Annotated in this window: 17 protein-coding genes and 2 pseudogenes; all 19 read left to right on the top strand. The window is 34.8% G+C overall.

Annotated features, from left to right (window positions below):
• Window positions 1-15: 15 nt before the first annotated feature.
• The 19 genes and pseudogenes from HMPREF2642_RS04635 (at window position 16) to HMPREF2642_RS04550 (ending at window position 20901) form a co-directional block, all read left to right on the top strand.
• Window positions 16-1200 carry a hypothetical protein gene (locus tag HMPREF2642_RS04635; RefSeq protein ID WP_030059198.1) on the top strand — a complete coding sequence of 395 codons (1185 nt, stop codon included), beginning with the start codon at window positions 16-18 and terminating at the stop codon, window positions 1198-1200.
• Window positions 1200-2324, top strand: a complete 1125-nt coding sequence (locus HMPREF2642_RS04630) for a hypothetical protein (protein ID WP_002454124.1) — start codon at window positions 1200-1202, stop codon at window positions 2322-2324. Before HMPREF2642_RS04635 ends, HMPREF2642_RS04630 begins: the two co-directional genes overlap by 1 nt.
• A gap of 231 nt (window positions 2325-2555) precedes the next feature.
• Complete coding sequence (locus tag HMPREF2642_RS04625) at window positions 2556-3281, top strand: zinc ribbon domain-containing protein (protein WP_030059196.1); 726 nt, start codon at window positions 2556-2558, stop codon at window positions 3279-3281.
• A 441-nt stretch (window positions 3282-3722) separates the two neighbouring features.
• A pseudogene (locus HMPREF2642_RS11825) lies at window positions 3723-3987 on the top strand (NAD(P)/FAD-dependent oxidoreductase); the annotation flags it as partial.
• A gap of 12 nt (window positions 3988-3999) precedes the next feature.
• Window positions 4000-4485, top strand: coding sequence for a glutathione peroxidase (locus tag HMPREF2642_RS04620; RefSeq protein WP_037550641.1), 486 nt, complete (start codon window positions 4000-4002; stop codon window positions 4483-4485).
• Window positions 4486-4693: 208 nt separating this feature from the next.
• Window positions 4694-5425 carry a phosphoadenylyl-sulfate reductase gene (locus tag HMPREF2642_RS04615; RefSeq protein WP_030059194.1) on the top strand — a complete coding sequence of 244 codons (732 nt, stop codon included), beginning with the start codon at window positions 4694-4696 and terminating at the stop codon, window positions 5423-5425.
• A gap of 271 nt (window positions 5426-5696) precedes the next feature.
• Entirely contained in the window at window positions 5697-7562 is a 1866-nt protein-coding gene (locus tag HMPREF2642_RS04610; protein ID WP_037550636.1) for an assimilatory sulfite reductase (NADPH) flavoprotein subunit, read from the top strand.
• 19 nt (window positions 7563-7581) lie between these two features.
• The gene (cysI, locus tag HMPREF2642_RS04605; protein ID WP_070474522.1) at window positions 7582-9300 is read left to right on the top strand and encodes an assimilatory sulfite reductase (NADPH) hemoprotein subunit; all 1719 of its coding nucleotides are present in this window, start codon (window positions 7582-7584) and stop codon (window positions 9298-9300) included.
• A gap of 21 nt (window positions 9301-9321) precedes the next feature.
• Window positions 9322-10101, top strand: coding sequence for a uroporphyrinogen-III C-methyltransferase (gene cobA / locus HMPREF2642_RS04600; protein WP_070597700.1), 780 nt, complete (start codon window positions 9322-9324; stop codon window positions 10099-10101).
• Between the two features lie 83 nt (window positions 10102-10184).
• Complete coding sequence (locus HMPREF2642_RS04595; RefSeq protein ID WP_030059188.1) at window positions 10185-10793, top strand: NAD(P)-binding protein; 609 nt, start codon at window positions 10185-10187, stop codon at window positions 10791-10793.
• Window positions 10794-10816: 23 nt separating this feature from the next.
• Window positions 10817-11716 (top strand): sulfite exporter TauE/SafE family protein, encoded by a 900-nt coding sequence (locus HMPREF2642_RS04590; protein ID WP_070597699.1) that lies wholly within the window; start codon window positions 10817-10819, stop codon window positions 11714-11716.
• A 23-nt stretch (window positions 11717-11739) separates the two neighbouring features.
• Window positions 11740-12918 (top strand): annotated as a pseudogene (sat, locus tag HMPREF2642_RS04585) (sulfate adenylyltransferase).
• Window positions 12919-12939: 21 nt separating this feature from the next.
• Window positions 12940-13539, top strand: coding sequence for an adenylyl-sulfate kinase (cysC, locus tag HMPREF2642_RS04580; protein ID WP_030059184.1), 600 nt, complete (start codon window positions 12940-12942; stop codon window positions 13537-13539).
• 246 nt (window positions 13540-13785) lie between these two features.
• Complete coding sequence (locus HMPREF2642_RS04575) at window positions 13786-15156, top strand: CitMHS family transporter (RefSeq protein ID WP_070597698.1); 1371 nt, start codon at window positions 13786-13788, stop codon at window positions 15154-15156.
• A gap of 389 nt (window positions 15157-15545) precedes the next feature.
• The gene (locus HMPREF2642_RS04570) at window positions 15546-16310 is read left to right on the top strand and encodes a CHAP domain-containing protein (RefSeq protein WP_002436224.1); all 765 of its coding nucleotides are present in this window, start codon (window positions 15546-15548) and stop codon (window positions 16308-16310) included.
• A gap of 195 nt (window positions 16311-16505) precedes the next feature.
• The gene (locus tag HMPREF2642_RS04565) at window positions 16506-16793 is read left to right on the top strand and encodes a hypothetical protein (protein ID WP_030059182.1); all 288 of its coding nucleotides are present in this window, start codon (window positions 16506-16508) and stop codon (window positions 16791-16793) included.
• Between the two features lie 217 nt (window positions 16794-17010).
• Entirely contained in the window at window positions 17011-18861 is a 1851-nt protein-coding gene (gene nrdD, locus HMPREF2642_RS04560; RefSeq protein WP_023351049.1) for an anaerobic ribonucleoside-triphosphate reductase, read from the top strand.
• Window positions 18858-19388, top strand: coding sequence for an anaerobic ribonucleoside-triphosphate reductase activating protein (nrdG, locus tag HMPREF2642_RS04555; RefSeq protein ID WP_030059181.1), 531 nt, complete (start codon window positions 18858-18860; stop codon window positions 19386-19388). Before nrdD ends, nrdG begins: the two co-directional genes overlap by 4 nt.
• Window positions 19389-19602: 214 nt before the next feature.
• Window positions 19603-20901, top strand: coding sequence for an anaerobic C4-dicarboxylate transporter family protein (locus HMPREF2642_RS04550; protein ID WP_002436174.1), 1299 nt, complete (start codon window positions 19603-19605; stop codon window positions 20899-20901).
• Window positions 20902-20914: the final 13 nt, after the last annotated feature.

Genomic DNA, 20914 nt, shown 5'->3' with positions numbered 1-20914 from the left:
GAGGTTCTAACGCATATGCATACAGTCGGCATCATACCTTCACCAGGTGTTGCACATCATCATGCGAAGAGAATCATACCAAAAGTAAAAAAATTGCTTACTGAACGTATCGAAGGTGATAGCCATTGGAACTTCGATATTAAAGTAGATTTAATGATAGGTTCAGCTGAAGATGTACATGAAAGTGTGGACAAGGCCGCTCAATTAAAGGACGACCATCACTGGGATTATGTCATCTGTTTAACTGATTTACCGAGTATTTCTGATAATAAAGTCGTGATTAGTGACTATAATAATGATAAGCAAGTAGCTATGTTATCTCTACCTTCACTTGGCTTTATGGGTTTGAACAGTAAATTAGTTAAGACTGTGACATCTTTGATTGAACAGTTATACTATGAAGATCCGAAAAGTAAAAATGCGCCACATCCATTTGTACGCATGAAATCAGTTGAACCTAATGAAGATGAATCTGAAAAAAGACGTTACATTAATACATTATTTATCATTAGTTGGATTCAACTTATTGGTGGTTTAACACGAGCCAATCAGCCATGGAAGAATATCTTTAATTTTAAAAAGATTATCTCCGTTGCATTTGCTACAGGTACGTATATTTCAATTTTCTCTATGCCTTGGGAACTCAGTGTCATTTATTCACCTTTCAGACTTATACTGCTTATGATTATTGCGATATTAGGTATGGCAGGTTGGTTACTATACGCACATCAATTATTAGAAAGAAAGACTGCGAAATCCCAACGCGTTTATCGTTATATCTATAACTCAACGACACTAGTTACATTGAGTGTGATTACTTTAATGAATTATTTTATTCTATACATTTTACTCATTATCAGTATTACGCTATTTGTACCAGTTGATTTATTTAATAGTTGGACAAGTGCAAAGGCTCAATTTACCTTTACTAATTATTTAAGATTGATTTGGTTTGTCGCGTCATTAGGTCTATTAGCAGGCGCTATGGGTTCTACAGTTGAAGATGAAGAAAAAATACGACGCATTACGTATTCATATAGACAATATCATCGCTATAAAGAGGCAGAAGAAGAACAAAAAGAACAACAACAATCTCAAGACGTATCACATCAGAAAGTTGAACAACAAGCTTCAAGTAATGATCAGCAAGATGAACAATATGAAGGTAAAAAACAAGGTCACAGAGAGGAGGATGAGTAATGGCAGATTTGGAGAAAAGAACGGTTGGACTAGTTGTAGCGCCAGGGGTTACAGAACGTCTAGCAGAAAGTTTGATGGAAGAGTTGCCAGATATGTTGTCTGAACAATACAACAACGAAAAAGAATGGACATTTGATTTGGTTACAGATCCATTAACTGGCTTCGCAGAATCTGTAGATGAAATATTTAAGAAAGTTGCAGATTATCATGATAAGCGTCAATGGGATTACGTCATTTCAATTACTGACTTGCCGATGTTTGCTGATCATCAAGTGATGGCATTAGATATCAACATGTATAACGGCGCAGCAATCTTCTCATATCCAGCATTTGGCTGGCGCCCAGTAAAAAATAGATTTAAACAAGCAATTCTTAGTATCATTCAAGAACTCCATGAAGCAGAACACGAAAGTCGTAATTACGATGATAATAACAATATAGAGACATCCGTTAAAAAACAATTTCCTCTCTCTAAAATAGATAAAACTCAAGTGTATTTAGAAGAAACTGAGTCATATCATTTAAGATATTTATCAAGTTCTCGTTCTAGAGGTATGTTTAGACTTGTCAGTGGTATGACATTTGCTAATAACCCATTAAATATGATGGCAAGTTTAAGTAATATAGTTGCCATTGCCTTTACGACAGGCGCTTTCGGGCTTGTCTTTACAACGATGTGGCAAATGGCCAATAACTTTTCAATGTGGCGTCTATTTGGTATATCCATTATCGCGATTATTGGCATGTTAATATGGATTATGATGTCTCACGATCTTTGGGAATCTGTTAAATCAAGTAAAAATAAAAGGATAACTTGGTTATATAATGCTACGACAATTATGACGTTAATTATTGCCATTATCATTTACTATATTATTTTATATACTCTGTTCTTGATTGCAGAGTTAGTGTTGCTACCAGCAGACTTTTTAGGACAACAAGTAAGTCTTAAAGGTCCAGCAGGTCCAGATCTTTATTTAAGTATTCCTTGGTTTGCAGCATCTGTTTCTACAGTTGCAGGTGCTATAGGTGCAGGTTTATTAAATGATCAGTTAATTAAAGAAAGTACGTATGGCTATCGACAACGTATTCGTTACGAAGATACCCATGATAAAACTCAATAAGAATATGACATAAATTTATATGTATAATATGAATGATTGTATATAAAGCCACTCCATAATTTTGGGAGTGGCTTTGTTTATAACTAACTCTTTTCATAATTTATATTAAAAATTAGAAGCAAGATGAATAACAGTATTTTCAACTATTAAGAGCATAGATTTTCTATAAAAAATATTTTAAAATATTGTTTAACAACTTAATTTGAGTAAAAATTGAAAGTAGGGTTAGTTATGTACTGTTCAAATTGTGGACATCAATTAAAAGAGGGCCAATCATTTTGTAATCAATGTGGAGCACATATTAGGCAATCATATCAAAATCACCCACCTCATTATAACCAAAACCATTCTAACTACAACTTACAACGTGCATCTCGTAGTAAGAAGCCAACAGGTTTAATTATTTTATTATCACTCATCTTTATAGGATTCATTGCTGCTATGCTTTACGGAGCATATTATGCTTATGAACATTATGTCAAAGATGATGATAAGACATCAGAATCTGTTCAATCAAGTCCATCTAATACAAATGATTCAAAAAGTGAGAAAGATTCAACTTCTAAAGGTCCGCATATTGATGTCTTTAGTACAGCATTTGATAAAGGGTATATGAAATCTGCGTCAACGAGTGGTTATCAAGGTATATATACAGGTATGACACGTAAAGAAGTTGAAGAAAAATTTGGTAAATCCGATGGAAATGTTGATAGTTCAAATTATACTTACGAAAAGTATGGGAACTTAGCAGTTGCGTATGAGAATGATGAAGTTGTTCATGTAGGGGTGGCCCCTAATGATATTTCAGAAGATCAATTTATCCAAAAATATAACGAACCTGATGACAGAAAGCCAAATCAATTAATCTATGATAGCAATAAAGATAATGATTTCTCTGTATTAGTTAATGTTAAAAATGGGAAAATATCTGTTATCGAAAATGTTGATCAATTATAGAGAGTTGCGAAAGCAACTCTATTTGTTTATATAAAATTATGCAAATATTTTGAATTGTGAAATACAATGTAATAGAATTCAACCAATCGTACTCGATTGAAAAGAGGTGAATGTGTGAATAAGTAACACATGTTACTAGAAAACTAGTTATATTTTAAACTTATCATGTGAGTCGATGATTGACGCAATTATGAAAGAGAGAATTTAAATGGTTTGGTTTAACCAATTCGTAATATTTCGTGTGACTTGTTTTATGAGTTAAGGACACTTAAACTCACAATGGCATGAATAAATAATTAGACCTATTTAATGAAAAGAAACTAAGAATTAAATGTTAAACAGTCCGAAATACTGTTCGCTAAGACGAGGTAACGAAGTCATAAAAGTATAACTTTTATTGTAGCGGGTATCATATGTATAGAATTCGTATCTGTCATGTTTAAAAAGGAGTCGAAGTCGATATCATTTGCCGTATCACGCGGTAAACAAATGATTTCTGAGTATAATAATAAAACTGAAGCGGAAATATCTATTATCTTAGATAATCACAAGCAATGATTGTAGAAATTCACAGTAATAATGCAAGTGGTTTAGTAAATTTATTATTAATAACAAAATGACAGCTCAAAAATTAATTCAAAATATTTTTGCTTTCCCTGGAGCATCTAGTGGCGTTATTGATTTATTAAAATTCGCAATGATGTAGAGGTGTATCTCAATGAGTAAGCGTGTTTATGATATAAAAGTAGAAAGGTGTGGCGGTTCTACTTACTTTTTAGAAGAATATAAAGGAAAGGTTCTTATTATCGTAAATACAGCAACTAATTGCGCATTAAACGATCAATTTGAAGGATTGGAAACGTTATATCAAAAATATAAAAATGATGGATTAGTTGTTTTAAGTTTTCCTTGTAATAACTTTGACAATCAAGAACCTGGGTCGATGGATGAAATCTACAATACTTACCGTCGACGGTTTGGTATTACATTTCCTATCCACTCGAAAACAATTGTAAATGGTGACAATGAACATCCTTTATATACGCTTTTAAAACGCGAGAAACCTGGATTATTTGGTTCGCAAATTAAGTGGAACTTTACAAAGTTTGTTATTGATAGAGAGGGTAAAGTAGTAGGCAAGTATCTTCCTTATGACTCTCCAGAAGAGATGGAGGAATTCATTAAAGAATTATTAAATGAATAAATGATGATGTGTTAGCTCTCTTTTAAGTCGAAGTGACTTTTAAGAGAGTTTTTAGTATTTAATTTTAAAATTAATGATGAATATTTACACTGGTATCTTGACTTTCAAATTAAAAGTAGTTAAAGTAGTAAACATAATTATTCTGACAATTCAGATAGGAATTTAAGTGTTTGAATGAATTTATGAAATGAGGGGGGATCATAAATTGATGTCAGTAGATAAGATTACGTATGATAGTTTTACGGGTGATCCTTTTATCGACACTATCGATGCTGACGACCAAACCAAAGGTGCCTACCAAATATTAGAATGGGCTTACCAAATCTATGGTGACGATATCGTCTATTCATGTAGTTTTGGGGCTGAAAGCATGGTGCTTATCAATTTAATTTATCAAATTAAACCAGATGCACAGATCGTCTTTTTAGATACAGACTTACATTTCCAAGAAACTTACGATTTAATTGATAGAGTGAAAGAGAAATATCCACGACTTCGAATTAAAATGAAAAAACCAGAACTTACATTAGAAGAACAGGCTGATAAATATAATCCCGCTCTATGGAAGAATAATCCTAATCAATGTTGTTATATTCGCAAGATTAAACCACTTGAGGAAGTTTTATCTGGCGCGGTAGCATGGGTTTCAGGATTAAGACGTGCCCAATCACCAACACGTGCAAACACGGACTTTATTAATAAAGATGAACGATTTAAATCAGTTAAAGTATGTCCGCTTATTTATTGGACTGAAGACGAGGTTTGGGACTATATCAAGAGTAATGATTTACCTTACAATGAATTGCATGATCAACATTATCCTAGTATCGGTTGTATCCCTTGCACTGCACCAGTATTTGACTCAAATGATTCCCGTGCTGGCAGATGGTCTAATTTCGAAAAAACTGAATGTGGCTTACATGTTGCAGACAAACCATAATAAGGTAATCAAAATTTTTTGACTTTAAAACATAGTATTCCGATAAGATATAACCAAAAACTTACTTTGTTATAGTAAAACTCATTTAAAAATTGTTGAAACATAAAATGATTCTCGGCGGTTAATGAATAGGGATAGATGTATTGTGCATCACTCTCTTTCATTTACTGTCGTGAATATTTAGTACATACTAGAATAAACGATATTGGAAACATTTTCAGAAATAAATATAATCAAATATCGGGATAATTAAGATAAGAGGTGTATATGATTGAACTTAAGTGTCACTAATAGCCCCTTTACTGAAGGGCAAGCAGCACAGATTAATGAATTACTCCAAACTTTAACACCAGAACAACAAACTTGGTTAAGTGGCTACCTCATGGCAAACCAATCATCGAATGCTACGAGTGAGGGAGCTTCTGACAATATAGCATCATCTTCAACGTCTTCAGTAAGTCAAGAAACTGAAGCCATGTTACATCGAAAAGAGCCTGAAGTAACGCCAGAACAACGCTCGATTACTATTCTTTATGGTTCTGAAACAGGTAATGCACAAGGGTTAGCAGAAATCTTTGAAGAACGTTTATCTAACATTGGAAATGATGTCACACTTAAATCTATGGACGACTTCAAGCCTAAAAATCTTAAGAAAGTTGAAGATTTATTTATTGTGACTGCAACGCATGGGGAAGGTGACCCTCCAGATAATGCTGTAGAATTGCATGAATATATCCATGGTCGTAAAGCGCCTAAATTAGATGGTGTAAGATTCTCAGTTTTAGCATTAGGAGACCAAACTTATGAATTCTTCTGTCAAACTGGTAAAGACTTTGATAACCGCCTTGCAGAATTAGGTGCTGAGAGAATTTATGACCGTGTCGATTGCGATGTTGATTATGATGAAGATGCTGAAAAGTGGATGGCGAATGTCATCAATGCGATAGATTCAACACCAGCAGGCACTGACAGTGAACAAGTGGTAAGTGAGTCTATTAAATCCGCAAAGGAGAAGAAATATTCAAAGTCTAATCCTTATGAAGCCGAAGTCTTAACGAATATTAATTTAAATGGTAGAGGTTCAAATAAAGAAACAAGACACATTGAATTATTACTTGATAATTTCGGTGAAGAATATGAACCTGGCGATTGTATTGTTGTCTTACCTCAAAATGATCCAGCCCTCGTCGACTTGCTCGTCAGTACATTAGGATGGAGTCCGGACACGCAAGTGTTAATTAATGAAGATGGCGATACACTTAATCTTGAAGATGCATTAACTTCTCATTTTGAAATAACGAAGTTAACAAAACCTTTAGTTGAGAATGCGGCAACGTTCTTTAACAATGATGAACTTAGCGAGAAAGTTCAAGACAAGGAATGGATTCAAAATTATATTGAAGGTCGCGACCTCATTGATTTATTAAATGATTTTGCAACAACTGAACTTCAGCCAGAAAATATGTATCAATTACTCAGAAAGTTACCACCGAGAGAGTACTCAATTTCAAGTAGTTATAAAGCAACGCCTGATGAGGTGCATATTACGGTGGGCGCTGTAAGATATAACGCGCATGGTCGTGATCGTACAGGTGTATGCTCAGTACAGTTTGCGGAGAGAATTCAAGAAGGTGATACGGTTCCAATTTACTTGAAACGTAATCCAAATTTTAAATTCCCTCAAAACGAAGAGACCCCAGTGATTATGATAGGTCCAGGAACTGGTGTTGCGCCATTCAGATCGTATATGCAAGAACGTGAAGAGCTAGGATTTGAAGGTCACACATGGCTATTCTTTGGTGAACAACACTTCACTACTGATTTCTTATACCAAACTGAATGGCAAGAATGGCTCGATGATGGCACCCTCTCTAAGTTAGACGTGGCCTTTTCAAGAGATACGGATCAAAAAGTGTATGTACAGCATAAAATTGCTGAAAATAGTGAGCAATTTAACCAATGGATTGAAAATGGTGCAGCGATTTATGTGTGCGGTGATGAGAGTAAGATGGCTAAGGATGTTCATCAAGCTATTCGTAATGTATTAGTGAAAGAACAAAATCTTTCTGAAGAAGATGCAGAAGAATACTTGAAGCAATTGAAACGAGATAAGAGATATCAACGAGACGTGTATTAATAGAAAGGATGGGGGATACATGGCTAGAACAAATAAACAAATTTCAGAAGAACTTGATAAGAATCTTGATGAAATGGAATTTTTAAAAGCCGACAGTGACTTTCTACGTGGAACAATCGAACAAGGGCTTGCCGATCCAATTACGGGCTCGATTTCACAAGATGACGCTAAGCTATTAAAGTTCCACGGAAGTTACATGCAAGACGATAGAGATTTAAGAGATGAACGTCGTAAACAAAAATTAGAACCAGCATATAGTTTTATGATACGTGTTCGTGTACCAGGGGGGAAAGCGACACCAGATCAATGGATTGCTATGGATGACATCTCTAATAATCATGCTAATCAAACGATTAAATTGACCACAAGACAGGCATTTCAATTTCACGGAATTTTAAAGCGTAACTTAAAACAGTCTATGAAGGAGATCAACGACTCTGTCTTAGATTCAATAGCTGCTTGTGGCGATGTAAATCGTAATACGATGTGTAACCCAAATCCCTATCAATCAAAAGTTCACAAAGAAGTGAACACATATGCTACTGACATTAGTAATCATTTACTTCCAAGAACTGGCGCATATCATGAAATTTGGCTAGATGGCGAGAAAGTATTAGATTCCAGTGAGGAAAAGGAGCCGATATACGGTAATACGTATCTACCACGTAAATTTAAAATCGGTATTGCTGTACCACCCTCTAACGATATCGATGTCTATTCACAAGATATCGGACTTATTGCTATTGTAGATAACGATGAATTACTAGGATTTAATGTCACGATTGGTGGAGGTATGGGTATGACTCACGGTAATACTCAAACGTATCCACAACTAGGGCGTTTAATAGGATTCATACCAAAAGAAAAAGCTGTAGATGTTTGTGAAAAGCTTTTAACAATTCAAAGAGATTACGGTAATCGTGAAAATCGTAAAAATGCACGCTTTAAATATACAGTCGATCGTCTTGGTGAAGCTTGGGTCAAAGAAGAATTGAACCGTCGATTAGGATGGGATATTGAAGATGCACGTGACTTTGAATTTGAACATAATGGTGATCGTTTAGGTTGGATTGAGGGTAATGGCAATTGGAATTTTACGTTGTTTATTCAAAATGGACGAGTCAAAGATACTGAAGATTATAAATTGAAAACAGCACTTAGAGAAATTGCTGAAATGCATACAGGTGACTTCAGATTATCACCGAATCAAAATTTAGTAATCGCTAACGTTACACCTGAGAAAAAAGATGAAATCCAAGCTATCATTGATAAGTATGGTCTTACAGATGGTAAGAACTATACTGGATTACGTAGAAACTCTATGGCATGTGTAGCCTTTCCAACTTGTGGATTAGCGATGGCAGAATCGGAAAGATACTTACCATCTTTAATCTCTAAAATTGAAGATTTATTAGATGAAGCTGGAGTTCAGGAAGAAGAAATTACAATTCGTATGACAGGATGTCCAAATGGTTGTGCAAGACCTGCACTTGCTGAAGTCGCATTTATCGGAAAAGCACCTGGCAAATATAACATGTATTTAGGTGGTGGCTTCAAAGGTGAGCGTCTCAATAAATTGTATAAAGAAAATATCGGTGAAAATGAAATATTAGAAAGTTTACGTCCATTGTTGATTAGTTACGGTAAAGAACGACTTGAAGGCGAGCACTTTGGTGATTTCGTCATACGTTCAGGTGTGGTAGCAAAAGTCCATGATGGTCGCGACTTCCATAGCTAATCTAAAGGGGGAGTGATTAATATGGGCAAGGTATTTCTAGTTGGTGCAGGTCCTGGTGATCCTGATTTATTAACAATTAAAGGTTTAAAAGCAATTAAAAAAGCAGATGTGATTCTTTACGATCGTTTGATTAATAAAGAAATTTTAGAATTCGCCTCTCCTTCCACTAAATTCTTTTATTGTGGTAAAGATCCTAATAAGCATTCATTACCACAAGAAGAAACGAATAAAATGATGGTCACTTTAGCTAAGAAAGGGCATACTGTTACACGATTAAAAGGTGGCGATCCTTTCGTCTTTGGTAGAGGTGGCGAAGAAGCGGAAGTACTAGCAAATCACAATATTCCGTTTGAAATTGTACCTGGTATTACATCGGGTATTGCTGCAGCAGCATACGCAGGTATTCCTGTCACTCACAGAGATTTTAGTTCATCTGTCGCATTCGTAACCGCAGTCAATAAACCAGGTATGGATAAAGAACAATATTGGGAACATTTAGCGAATGGACCAGAAACGTTATGCGTTTATATGGGAGTTAAACGACTTCCAGAAATTTGTGATTTATTAACGAAACATGGTCGTTCATCAGAAACGCCAGTCGCACTCGTTCACATGGGTACATCAATACGACAAAAAACGATTACTGGTACACTTGGTAATATTGTAGATAAGGCACATCAAATAACGAACCCAGCTATGATCATCATTGGTGATGTAGTCCATATGCGAGAGAAGATCAATTGGTTTGTGGAGCAAGCTGATGTAAACAAATTGTCAATTCCTAAAGTGACATCTAAATAGGACTGTTTTAGTTTTATCATTTATTTTCTGAAAATGAAGAAAAATAGTAAGATGAATATGACAAATACGAGGAGGGATTTACCGTGAATATGCCATTAATGTTAGATTTAACAAACAAAAAAGTTGTTGTTGTCGGTGGTGGGAAAATTGCTACACGACGTATTAAAACATTGTTAAATTACACAGAACATATTCACGTTGTAAGCCCGGTTATCACTAATCAAATAGCACAATGGGTTGAAACTCAGCGCATCACTTATTTGGAAAAACGTTTCGAACCTACTGATATTGAAGAGGCAGATATGGTAATTGCTGCTACCAATCATTCAGAGGTCAATGAAGAGGTAAGGTTATCAGTACCTGAACATGTGTTATTTAATCATGCAGAACAAGCTGAATTAGGTAATGTTACGTTTCCTAATGTTTTTCGAAGGGATCGCTTAACGATTAGTGTATCCACTGAAGGTGCGAGTCCAAAGTTAGGACAACGTATTATTAATCATTTAGAGGATACATATAATGAGGAGTATGTAACTTATGTTCAATTTCTATATGAAAGTAGACAATACATTAAAGCACTCAGCATAGAGCCATCTGATAAACATGCGTTACTTGAACAAATTTTATCAGACACATATTTAGATGAGAATAAGCAACATGAATTCATCCGATGGCTTCAATCACAGGTTTAATGAAGAATGGGGGCATTTGATATATGCGCAAAGTATTAATATTCGCAATAGCGGGATTTTTAGCACAACTTGTAGATGGGTCACTCGGCATGGGATTTGGTGCATCATCATCATCCATTTTACTCACTTATGGTATTGCGCCAGCAGTAGTTTCTGCAACAGTTCATTTCTCAGAAATTGCTACCACTGCAGCTTCTGGTACATCTCATTGGAAATTTGAAAATGTTCATAAGCCAACGATGTTAAAGCTTGCGATACCTGGTTCTATTTCAGCCTTCATAGGTGCAGGCGTTTTAACGTTTATTCACGGTAATTACATTAAACCATTCATTGCACTCTTTTTATTAAGCATGGGATTCTATATTTTATATCAATTCTTATTTAAAAGAACACATGAACACCATACGCATGTTGGTGATTTGAGTAGTTTCAAAGTGATTCCACAAGGTGCGATTGCAGGTTTCTTAGATGCTATCGGTGGTGGAGGCTGGGGTCCAGTGAATACACCGCTCTTACTTTCAAGCAAGAAAATTCAACCACGTTATGCGATTGGTACGGTTTCAGCTAGTGAATTCTTTGTTACATCTTCTGCAGCAATTAGTTTTATTATATTTTTAGGATTAACTCAGATTAACTGGTTTGCTGTCATTGCACTAAGTGTTGGTGGCATGCTTGCTGCTCCAATTTCAGCATATTTAGTTAAAATTTTACCTATAAATATTTTAGCAATATGTGTGGGTGGGTTAATTATTTTCACAAATAGTAATGCATTATTAAGTTATTTCATTAAAGATACAACAATCTCAAATACAGTTAGATGTATTATTTTAGCAGCAATTATTGTTTTACTCATCGTTCAGGTGATTCGAAACAAGAAATTGTCTTTTTCTTACAAGAAAAGCCGATTAAACAAATATAATTAATTGGATAAAGGGGTTATAAAACGATGTCTAAAAATGAAGAAGTAATTAACTATACAATTCAACCACATGGTGGTGAATTAATTAACCGAGTTGTTGAAGGTGAGGAAAGAGAACGTTTAATTAAGGAAGCATCATCATATAAATCAATTACTTTAAATCCTTGGGGTATTTCAGATTTAGAATTAATTGGTATTGGTGGTTTTAGTCCGTTAACAGGATTTATGAATAAAGCAGACTATACCAAAGTTGTTGAAGACACTCATTTAGAAAATGGATTAGTATGGAGTATTCCCATTACTTTACCAGTATCTGAAGAAGAAGCGAATCAATTAGAAATTGGTGATGACATTGCTTTATACGGTGAAGATGGTGAATTATATGGAACATTAAAATTATAAGAGAAGTACACGTACGATAAAGAAAAAGAAGCAAAATTAGTCTATGGAACTACTGAAGAACAACATCCAGGTGTCAAGAAAGTGTATGAAAAAGGTAATGTGTACTTAGCTGGACCTATTCAATTAATCAATCGCCCTAAACATGATGAATTTTCTGATTATCATCTAGATCCATCTGAAACAAGACAATTATTCCATGATTTAGGTTGGAAAACGGTTGTCGGATTCCAAACTAGAAATCCAGTTCATCGTGCACATGAATATATCCAGAAATCAGCTTTAGAAATTGTAGATGGATTACTTCTCAATCCTTTAGTTGGAGAAACTAAATCAGATGATATACCTGCTGATGTTCGTATGGAAAGTTATCAAGCTATCCTCAAGAATTATTTCCCTGAAAATAGAGCACGACTAGTGATTTATCCTGCAGCAATGCGCTATGCCGGCCCTCGTGAAGCAATATTGCACGCAACAGTGCGTAAGAATTATGGTTGTACACACTTTATAGTGGGACGTGATCATGCGGGTGTGGGTGATTACTATGGCACATATGAAGCGCAAGAGCTTATCACTCAATTTGAAGATGAACTAGATATTCAAATCTTAAAATTTGAACATGCTTTTTATTGTGAAGCATGCGGTAATATGGCGACGGCTAAGACATGCCCTCATGATGCCTCTCAACATTTACATTTAAGTGGTACAAAAGTTAGAGAAAAATTACGTAACGGAGAATCCTTGCCGACTCAATTTTCAAGACCAGAAGTCGCTGAAGTACTAATTAGAGGTTTACGAGAAAAATAATAAAGTAAAAGGAGAGATAGCATGAGTGAATCTAACAATATTACTTGGCATGATTCAGAAGTGACGAAAGAAGAAAGACAAAATCGTAATGGTCATAAAAGTGCAGTTATTTGGTTTACGGGGTTATCTGGTTCAGGTAAATCGACCGTTTCTGTCGCTTTAGAAAAAGCGCTATTCAATGAAGGAAAGCAAACATATCGTTTAGATGGGGATAATGTGCGTCATGGTCTTAATAAAAATTTAGGATTTAGTCCTGAAGATCGTACTGAAAACATACGCCGTATAGGTGAAGTTGCCAAACTCATGGTTGATGCAGGTTCAATCACTGTGACAGCTTTCATTTCGCCGTATAAACAAGATCGCGATAATGTACGCGCGATTCTCAAAGATGATGAATTTATAGAAGTATATACGAAATGTAGTGTTGAAGAATGTGAGAACCGCGATCCTAAAGGATTGTATAAGAAAGCACGCTCTGGAGAAATTCCTGAGTTTACAGGTATTAGCGCCCCTTATGAAGCTCCAGATCATCCAGAAATCATTTTAGATACTGAACATGAATCAATTGATCAATCAGTTGATCGTGTGATTCAATACCTTAAGCAACATCAATATATTTAACTCACAAGCATGTATGTCAATGAACATACATGCTTTATGTTTGAATTGTTATATGTCTATACATATTTTTTATTTTGAAAATCTTTGTTACAATTATAGAAAGCGCTTACAAAATACAAGGGGATTTAACGAGTATGATGAGGAATGATTTATTGGGGGATGATTAAAATTTTATACATCTGTGTATAGTAATACTTATTAAACCTACGTATGACATAGCGGAGTTAATAAAAGGGGATGTTAAATATGCATGGAGATAATATATGGTTAACGATGATTGGGTTAGCGATCATTGTTTCAATTGTAGGTTTACTCATAGCGAAGAAAATTAGCCCGGTTGTTGGCATGACATTGATACCATGTATCGGTGCAATGATATTGGGGTACAGTGTGGGAGATTTAGTAAAATTCTTTGATAAGGGCTTATCACAAGTTATGAACGTTGTCATAATGTTTATATTTGCCATCATCTTTTTTGGCATTATGACTGATAGTGGATTATTTAAGCCTTTAGTGAAGCGATTGATATTAATGACGAGAGGTAATGTGATTATTGTTTGTGTTATGACTGCGTTAATTGGTTCATTTGCACAATTAGATGGCGCTGGGGCAGTGACTTTCCTACTTTCAATACCAGCATTGCTTCCATTATATAAAGCGCTAAATATGAATAAATACCTACTAATATTATTACTTGCATTAAGTGCAGCAATTATGAACATGGTTCCGTGGGGTGGACCTATGGCACGTGTGGCAACAGTATTGAAAGTGAAAAGTGTGAATGAATTATGGTATGGTCTGATTCCAATTCAAATTATTGGATTCGTCCTCGTAATCATCTTCGCAGTATACTTAGGATTTCGTGAAAAGAAACTTATTAAGAAGGCGATAGAAAAAGGCGAAGTAGAAGAAACGCAAGATGTAGATATACATAGATTAGTTAATATTTATGAACGTGAACAAGATATTAAGTTTCCAGTTAAAGGCCGTGCTAGGAATAATCCTTATATTATATGGATAAATGTAGTATTAACGATTTTAGTTATCGTCATCATGTTAGCAAATCTAGCGCCACCAGAGTTTGCTTTCATGATAGGCACTTCACTCGCACTAATTATCAACTATAAAAGTGTTGATGAACAAATGGATCGATTAAAGGCTCATGCTCCTAATGCCTTAATGATGGCGGCAGTCATTATTGCAGCTGGAATGTTCTTAGGTGTTCTTAATGAAACGGGTATGCTTAAAGCGATTGCTACTGATTTTATTAAGATTATTCCAGATGCAGTAGGTCCATATTTGCATATCATTGTTGGAATATTCGGTGTGCCGTTAGATTTATTAACAAGTACGGATGCATATTACTTTGCTGTTTTACCTATTGTTGAACAAACTGCTAGTCAATTTCATGTTTCAGCTGTTTCTACAGCATATGCAATGGTGATAGGTAATATTATTGGTACATTCGTAAGTCCGTTTTCACCAGCATTATGGTTAGCCATTGGACTTGCTGAAGCGAATATGGGTACTTACATTAAGTATGCATTCTTTTGGATTTGGGGATTTGCTATTGTGCTACTACTCCTCGCAGTACTTATGGGCGTCGTTACTGTTTAGATTTTAATTAAATCATATACTTAGTGTGAAGGCGCTATCACAGAAGGGATGAAACGAAGTTTTCATCCCTTTTTCAATGAAATAATTTACTCTAAAAATTATCAGATAAATTACAACAACTGTAACAACGATGTTGATTAAATCGCTATAACTACTGTCATGAAAGTGGTTTAAATTGTGTAAAATTGACACACGTTTTTTACAAGAGGGCGTTACATTATTATGATTCATTTACAAAGTATTAACATTGTACACAAACGGTTGTGTGTCTGTTACAGTGTCTCTTGTCGTTAATTAACGAAGAAAAAATTAAACTTAAATGTTAAAGATAATTGAAGGTAGCCACGAGATAGTTAAAAGATTTACCCAAATTATAGGAGGATATTAAAATGAAAAAAATCGCTACAGCTACAATCGCTACAGCAGGTATTGCAACATTTGGAATCATGCAACACGATGCAGATGCAGCGGAAAATAACAATAATGGATATAACCCTAACGATCCTTATTCTTACAGCTACACTTATACAATCGATCAACAAGGTAACTATCATTACGATTGGAAAGGTAACTGGAGTCCACAACAAGCTCAACAAGGAAACAACTCTAACTACTCAAATGCTAACCAAAGTACACAAAGCTACAATTCATACAATAACTACAATAATTATAGAACAAATAACCAAACTCAAAGCTACAACTCAAATAATGGTGGAGGTTTAGGTGCAAATTATTCAACTTCTGATAGAAACGTTAAAGTAACAACTCAATCAGCACCAACTCAAAAATCTTCAAGCAATGCATCAGCTGCATTCGCAGGTCAAACATCTTCAGGTTCAAACCTATACACTTCAGGTCAATGTACTTACTATGTTTATGACAAAGTTGGCGGCAAAATCAGCTCAACTTGGGGCAACGCTAACAACTGGGCTAACGCAGCAGCATCATCAGGTTACACTGTAAACAATACACCTAAACAAGGTGCAATCATGCAAACTTCACAAGGTGCATTCGGTCACGTTGCATACGTTGAGAACGTAAATAATGACGGTTCAGTAAAAGTATCTGAAATGAACTATAACGGTGGACCTGGAGTTGTATCTACTCGTACAATCTCAGCAAGCCAAGCTGGCGCTTATAACTACATTTCATAATCGAGTGACTAGAAATATTTTTAGTACTGAAGCCATGAACTTAAACGGTTCATGGCTTTTTTATATAGATAAGAAACTTTATACATATAAAGAGTTAAGTCAATGATTATGTGATTGAAGTTATTTTAAAAGGGAAATTTAAAAATAAAGAGATTAGAGTTGAGCTATTTTTAGCTTTAAGGAAGGTGAAGTAACATGGAATTTAACATTTGGATGTGGATTATTTTAGCAGTTATTATCATTGTCACTATAGCTGTTATTCTTATATTAACAGTTGGTTCAGTTTATGAAGAACGTGCTTACGATAAACGTTCAAAAGAAGAAAAACGTAAAAACACAGAAAAGAACCTTCAAATGGCAAAAGGTCACACAGATGAAGAAAGTGAAAAGAGTGAAGCACCACACCATCAAACTGAAGATAAAGCACATCATTCAGTAGATAATGAAAAAGTTGAAGAACGGTTTAAAGACAAAGATAGATAAGTAGAATATTTTTTATTCATAAGGCTCTGACATGTAGATGATAATCACACATGTTAGAGTTTTCTAATTGTTCGCAATAAAGTGCCCTTTCTACATATAGTTCATGAAACGTTAAAATCTTTTTGACACTTTCGTTAACGTCTAAGTTATCGATTGTAATACTATATATAGTGTTATATTTTGTAAATAGATACCATATATAGAAAAAGGTGATAATATGACTGCTTTAGAACAATCATTAACACGATTGATAACAAAAGACCCGACAATATTAAATGAAAATGCAAATAAAGATAGTAATACTTTCTCTACAATGAGAGATTTAACAGCTGGAACTGTATCTAAATCATATGCACTAGAAAATCTACTTCCAAAACACGTAGCTAAAGCACATTTATCTGGAGATATACATTTCCATGATTTAGACTACCATCCTTTTCAACCATTAACGAATTGTTGTCTAATTGATGCTAAAGATATGTTAGAAAATGGCTTTGAAATAGGTAATGCACATGTGACCTCCCCTAAATCAATACAAACCGCATCTGCACAACTTGTTCAAATTATCGCAAACGTATCAAGCAGCCAATATGGTGGTTGTACAGTTGACCGCGTAGATGAATTATTAAGTACATATGCTAAATTAAATGCAGAACATCATCGTGAAATGGCACAACAATATGTCCAACCGGATAAAATAGAATCTTACGTAGAGCAACAAGTGACTAAAGATATCGGCGATGCCATCGAAAGTTTGGAATACGAAATTAATACACTTTATACCTCCAACGGTCAAACGCCATTTGTAACATTAGGATTTGGTTTAGGTACAGATGAACTTAGTCGCAAAATACAACAAGCTATTTTACGTACGCGTATTAAAGGACTGGGTAAAGACCGTATGACAGCTATTTTCCCGAAACTTGTCTTCTCAATTAAAAAGGGTACTAACTTTAGCCCAGATGATCCCAATTACGATATTAAACAACTCGCGCTTGAGTGTTCAACGAAACGTATGTATCCTGACATCTTAAATTATGACAAAATCGTTGAGCTTTTGGGTGATTTTAAAGCGCCAATGGGTTGCCGTTCATTCTTACCTAGTTGGAAAGATGCAACAGGAAACTTTGAAAATAATGGCCGCTGTAACTTAGGCGTTGTCACATTGAATATCCCAAGAATTGCAATAGAATCTAATGGTGATATGGCCAAGTTTTGGGAGTTATTTGATCAAAAAATGCAATTGATGCATGATGCATTAGTTTATAGAATTAAACGCTTAAAAGATGCAATACCTAATAACGCGCCAATTCTTTATAAAAGTGGTGCTTTTAAATACAAATTAAACGCTTCTGAAAATGTAGAAGAACTGTTTAAACACCAACGTGCGACGATTTCAATGGGTTACATTGGCTTATATGAAGCCGCAACAATGTTTTACGGTCCTGATTGGGAGGATAATATTGAAGCTAAAACATTTACATTAGATATTCTAAGAGAAATGAAATATTATCAGAATGCATGGACTAACCAATATGATATTTGGTTTAGTATTTATAGTACGCCAAGCGAATCTTTGACCGACCGATTTTGTCGCTTAGATAAAGAGCGCTTTGGTGAAATACCTGATATTACCGATAAAGGATACTACCAGAATTCCTTCCATTATGATGTGCGTAAAGATGTAACACCTTTCGAGAAGTTAGATTTTGAAAAGGATTACCCTTACTATGCAAGTGGTGGTTTCATTCATTATTGTGAATATCCTAAACTTAATCACAACATTAAAGCGTTAGAGGCAGTGTGGGATTATTCTTATGATAAAGTTGGCTATTTAGGAACGAATATTCCTATTGATCATTGTTACAAGTGTGATTATGATGGTGATTTTGAAACTACTGAAAATGGTTATAAATGTCCGAACTGTGGAAATAGCGATCCTAAGACCGTCGATGTCGTGAAAAGAACATGTGGTTATTTAGGAAATCCAGTACAACGACCAGTAATAGAAGGACGTCAAAAAGAAATTTGTGCAAGAGTTAAACATATGAAGGAACCACGTTCATGAGCATGTTAGACATTAAAACAGGACAAAATCACATTGCTAAAATTGAAAGTCATAGCTTTGTGGATGGCGAGGGTGTACGTTGTAGTGTATATGTATCAGGATGTCCTTTTCAATGTAAAAAGTGCTATAACGAAAAAGCACAGATTTTTAAATATGGTGAAACATTTTCTGAAGATATCTTGCAAGAAATACTTGAAAATTGTGCCCCCTCATATATTTCTGGAATCAGTATTTTGGGTGGAGAGCCTTTTTGCAATTTGAATATATCTTTAAAGATTGCACGAGCGTTTAGAGAGAGATTTGGTTACAGTAAAACGATTTGGATATGGACTGGCTTTCTATTTGAATATTTGAAACATCAAACGGATGAACGACGAGAATTACTTGAACTTACTGATATTTTGGTTGATGGACTATTTATGTATCAGCTATATAAACCCAATTTACCTTATAAAGGCTCTCTTAACCAACGCGTGATAGACGTTCAAGATTCTTTGCGTAGCCATGGGATTATTGAATATGTGTAATAATGAAGCGGGTGATAACACTCGCTTCAGTTTATTTCATAATCTAAAACGTTAAAAGAGATATTAATCACTAAAGTAGGAAAAATGATAATACCTAATCAAATTTAAAGTGATAATAAATAATATTCTACCTATATATATACTATTTACATCTTTAAGTGATAAAATATTAATGTATACAAAATTTGTTCACCAAGTTTAAGGAGATCTTCTCATGGTTTTATTTATCATAGAAATCATAATAATGATTCTTGCGATATTATTAGGTCTTAGAACAGCTGGCGCACTTGGATGTGGTATCTTTGCGATTGTGGCTCAGTTAATAATGATATTTATCTTTCGATTACCTCCAGGTTCAGCTCCTGTTACAGCAGTTTTAATTATCTTATCTATTGGTATCGCAGGCGGAACTCTTCAAGCAACAGGTGGTATTGATTATCTCGTTTATATTGCTTCGCGTGTGATTGAACGCTTTCCAAAATCGATTATATTTATTGCTCCGATGATTGTTTTCCTTTTCGTCTTTGGTATAGGTACGGCTAATATAGCTTTATCCTTAGAACCTATTATTGCAAAAACGGCGCAGAAGGCACATATACAACCTAAGAGAGCCTTAACTGCATCAGTTTTAACTGCAAATTTAGCACTGCTTTGTAGCCCTGCAGCTTCAGCTACCGCATATATCATTTCAGTTTTAGCAGGATATCATATATCGATGGGTAAGTATTTAAGTATCGTTTTACCAACTGCTCTTATTAGTATGTTGCTACTTAGTATTTTTTGTACTTTTGTAGGGCGTAAAGAGAAAGTACATGATTCATCTGAGCGTTTAGTTCAAATGCCGGAGGACGAGCTTGAAAATCAATTTTCAGGAAAAGTAAAAATAGGCGTGCTAAGCTTTCTATTATGTGTGTTAGGCATCTTAACATTTGGTATATTCCCACATCTTATGCCTACATTCGATGTTAATGGAAAGACAGTCAAAGTAGAAATGACTGAGATAGTACAATTCTTTATGTATTTAAGTTCAGCAATTAATTTACTATTAGTCAAAATTAACACATCAGATATTTTAACTTCTCATATTACGCAATCAGCAACGGGAGCTTTATTTGCTGTGCTTGGACCGGGTTGGTTAGGTGCAACAATCTTTAATGCGCCACAAAATTTAAAAATATTAAAAAATGATATCGGACAAACGATTAGCCAAGTTCCATGGTTAGTCATTATATTGGTTTCCATTGTAGCGATGATTGTAATATCTCAAACTGCCACTGCATCGATTATGGTGCCGATCGTTATGAGTTTAGGCATTCCACCTATTTATTTCGTAGCCATGGTACAAACATTGAACGTTAACTTCGTGATACCAGCTCAACCTACATTACTATTTGCTGTGGAGTTAGATGAAACAGGCAGAACGAGACCAACCAGCTTCGCCGTCCCAGGATTCTTTGTGATTACTGTATCTATCATCATTGGGTTCACTATTAAAGCACTATTAGGTTATTAAAAATTAAATCATT

The sequence above is a fragment of the Staphylococcus sp. HMSC055A09 genome, from assembly GCF_001809655.1.
GTDB lineage: Bacteria > Bacillota > Bacilli > Staphylococcales > Staphylococcaceae > Staphylococcus > Staphylococcus capitis.
Note: the sequence above shows the minus strand (reverse complement) of the source record. Positions and strands in the feature narration are given on the sequence as shown.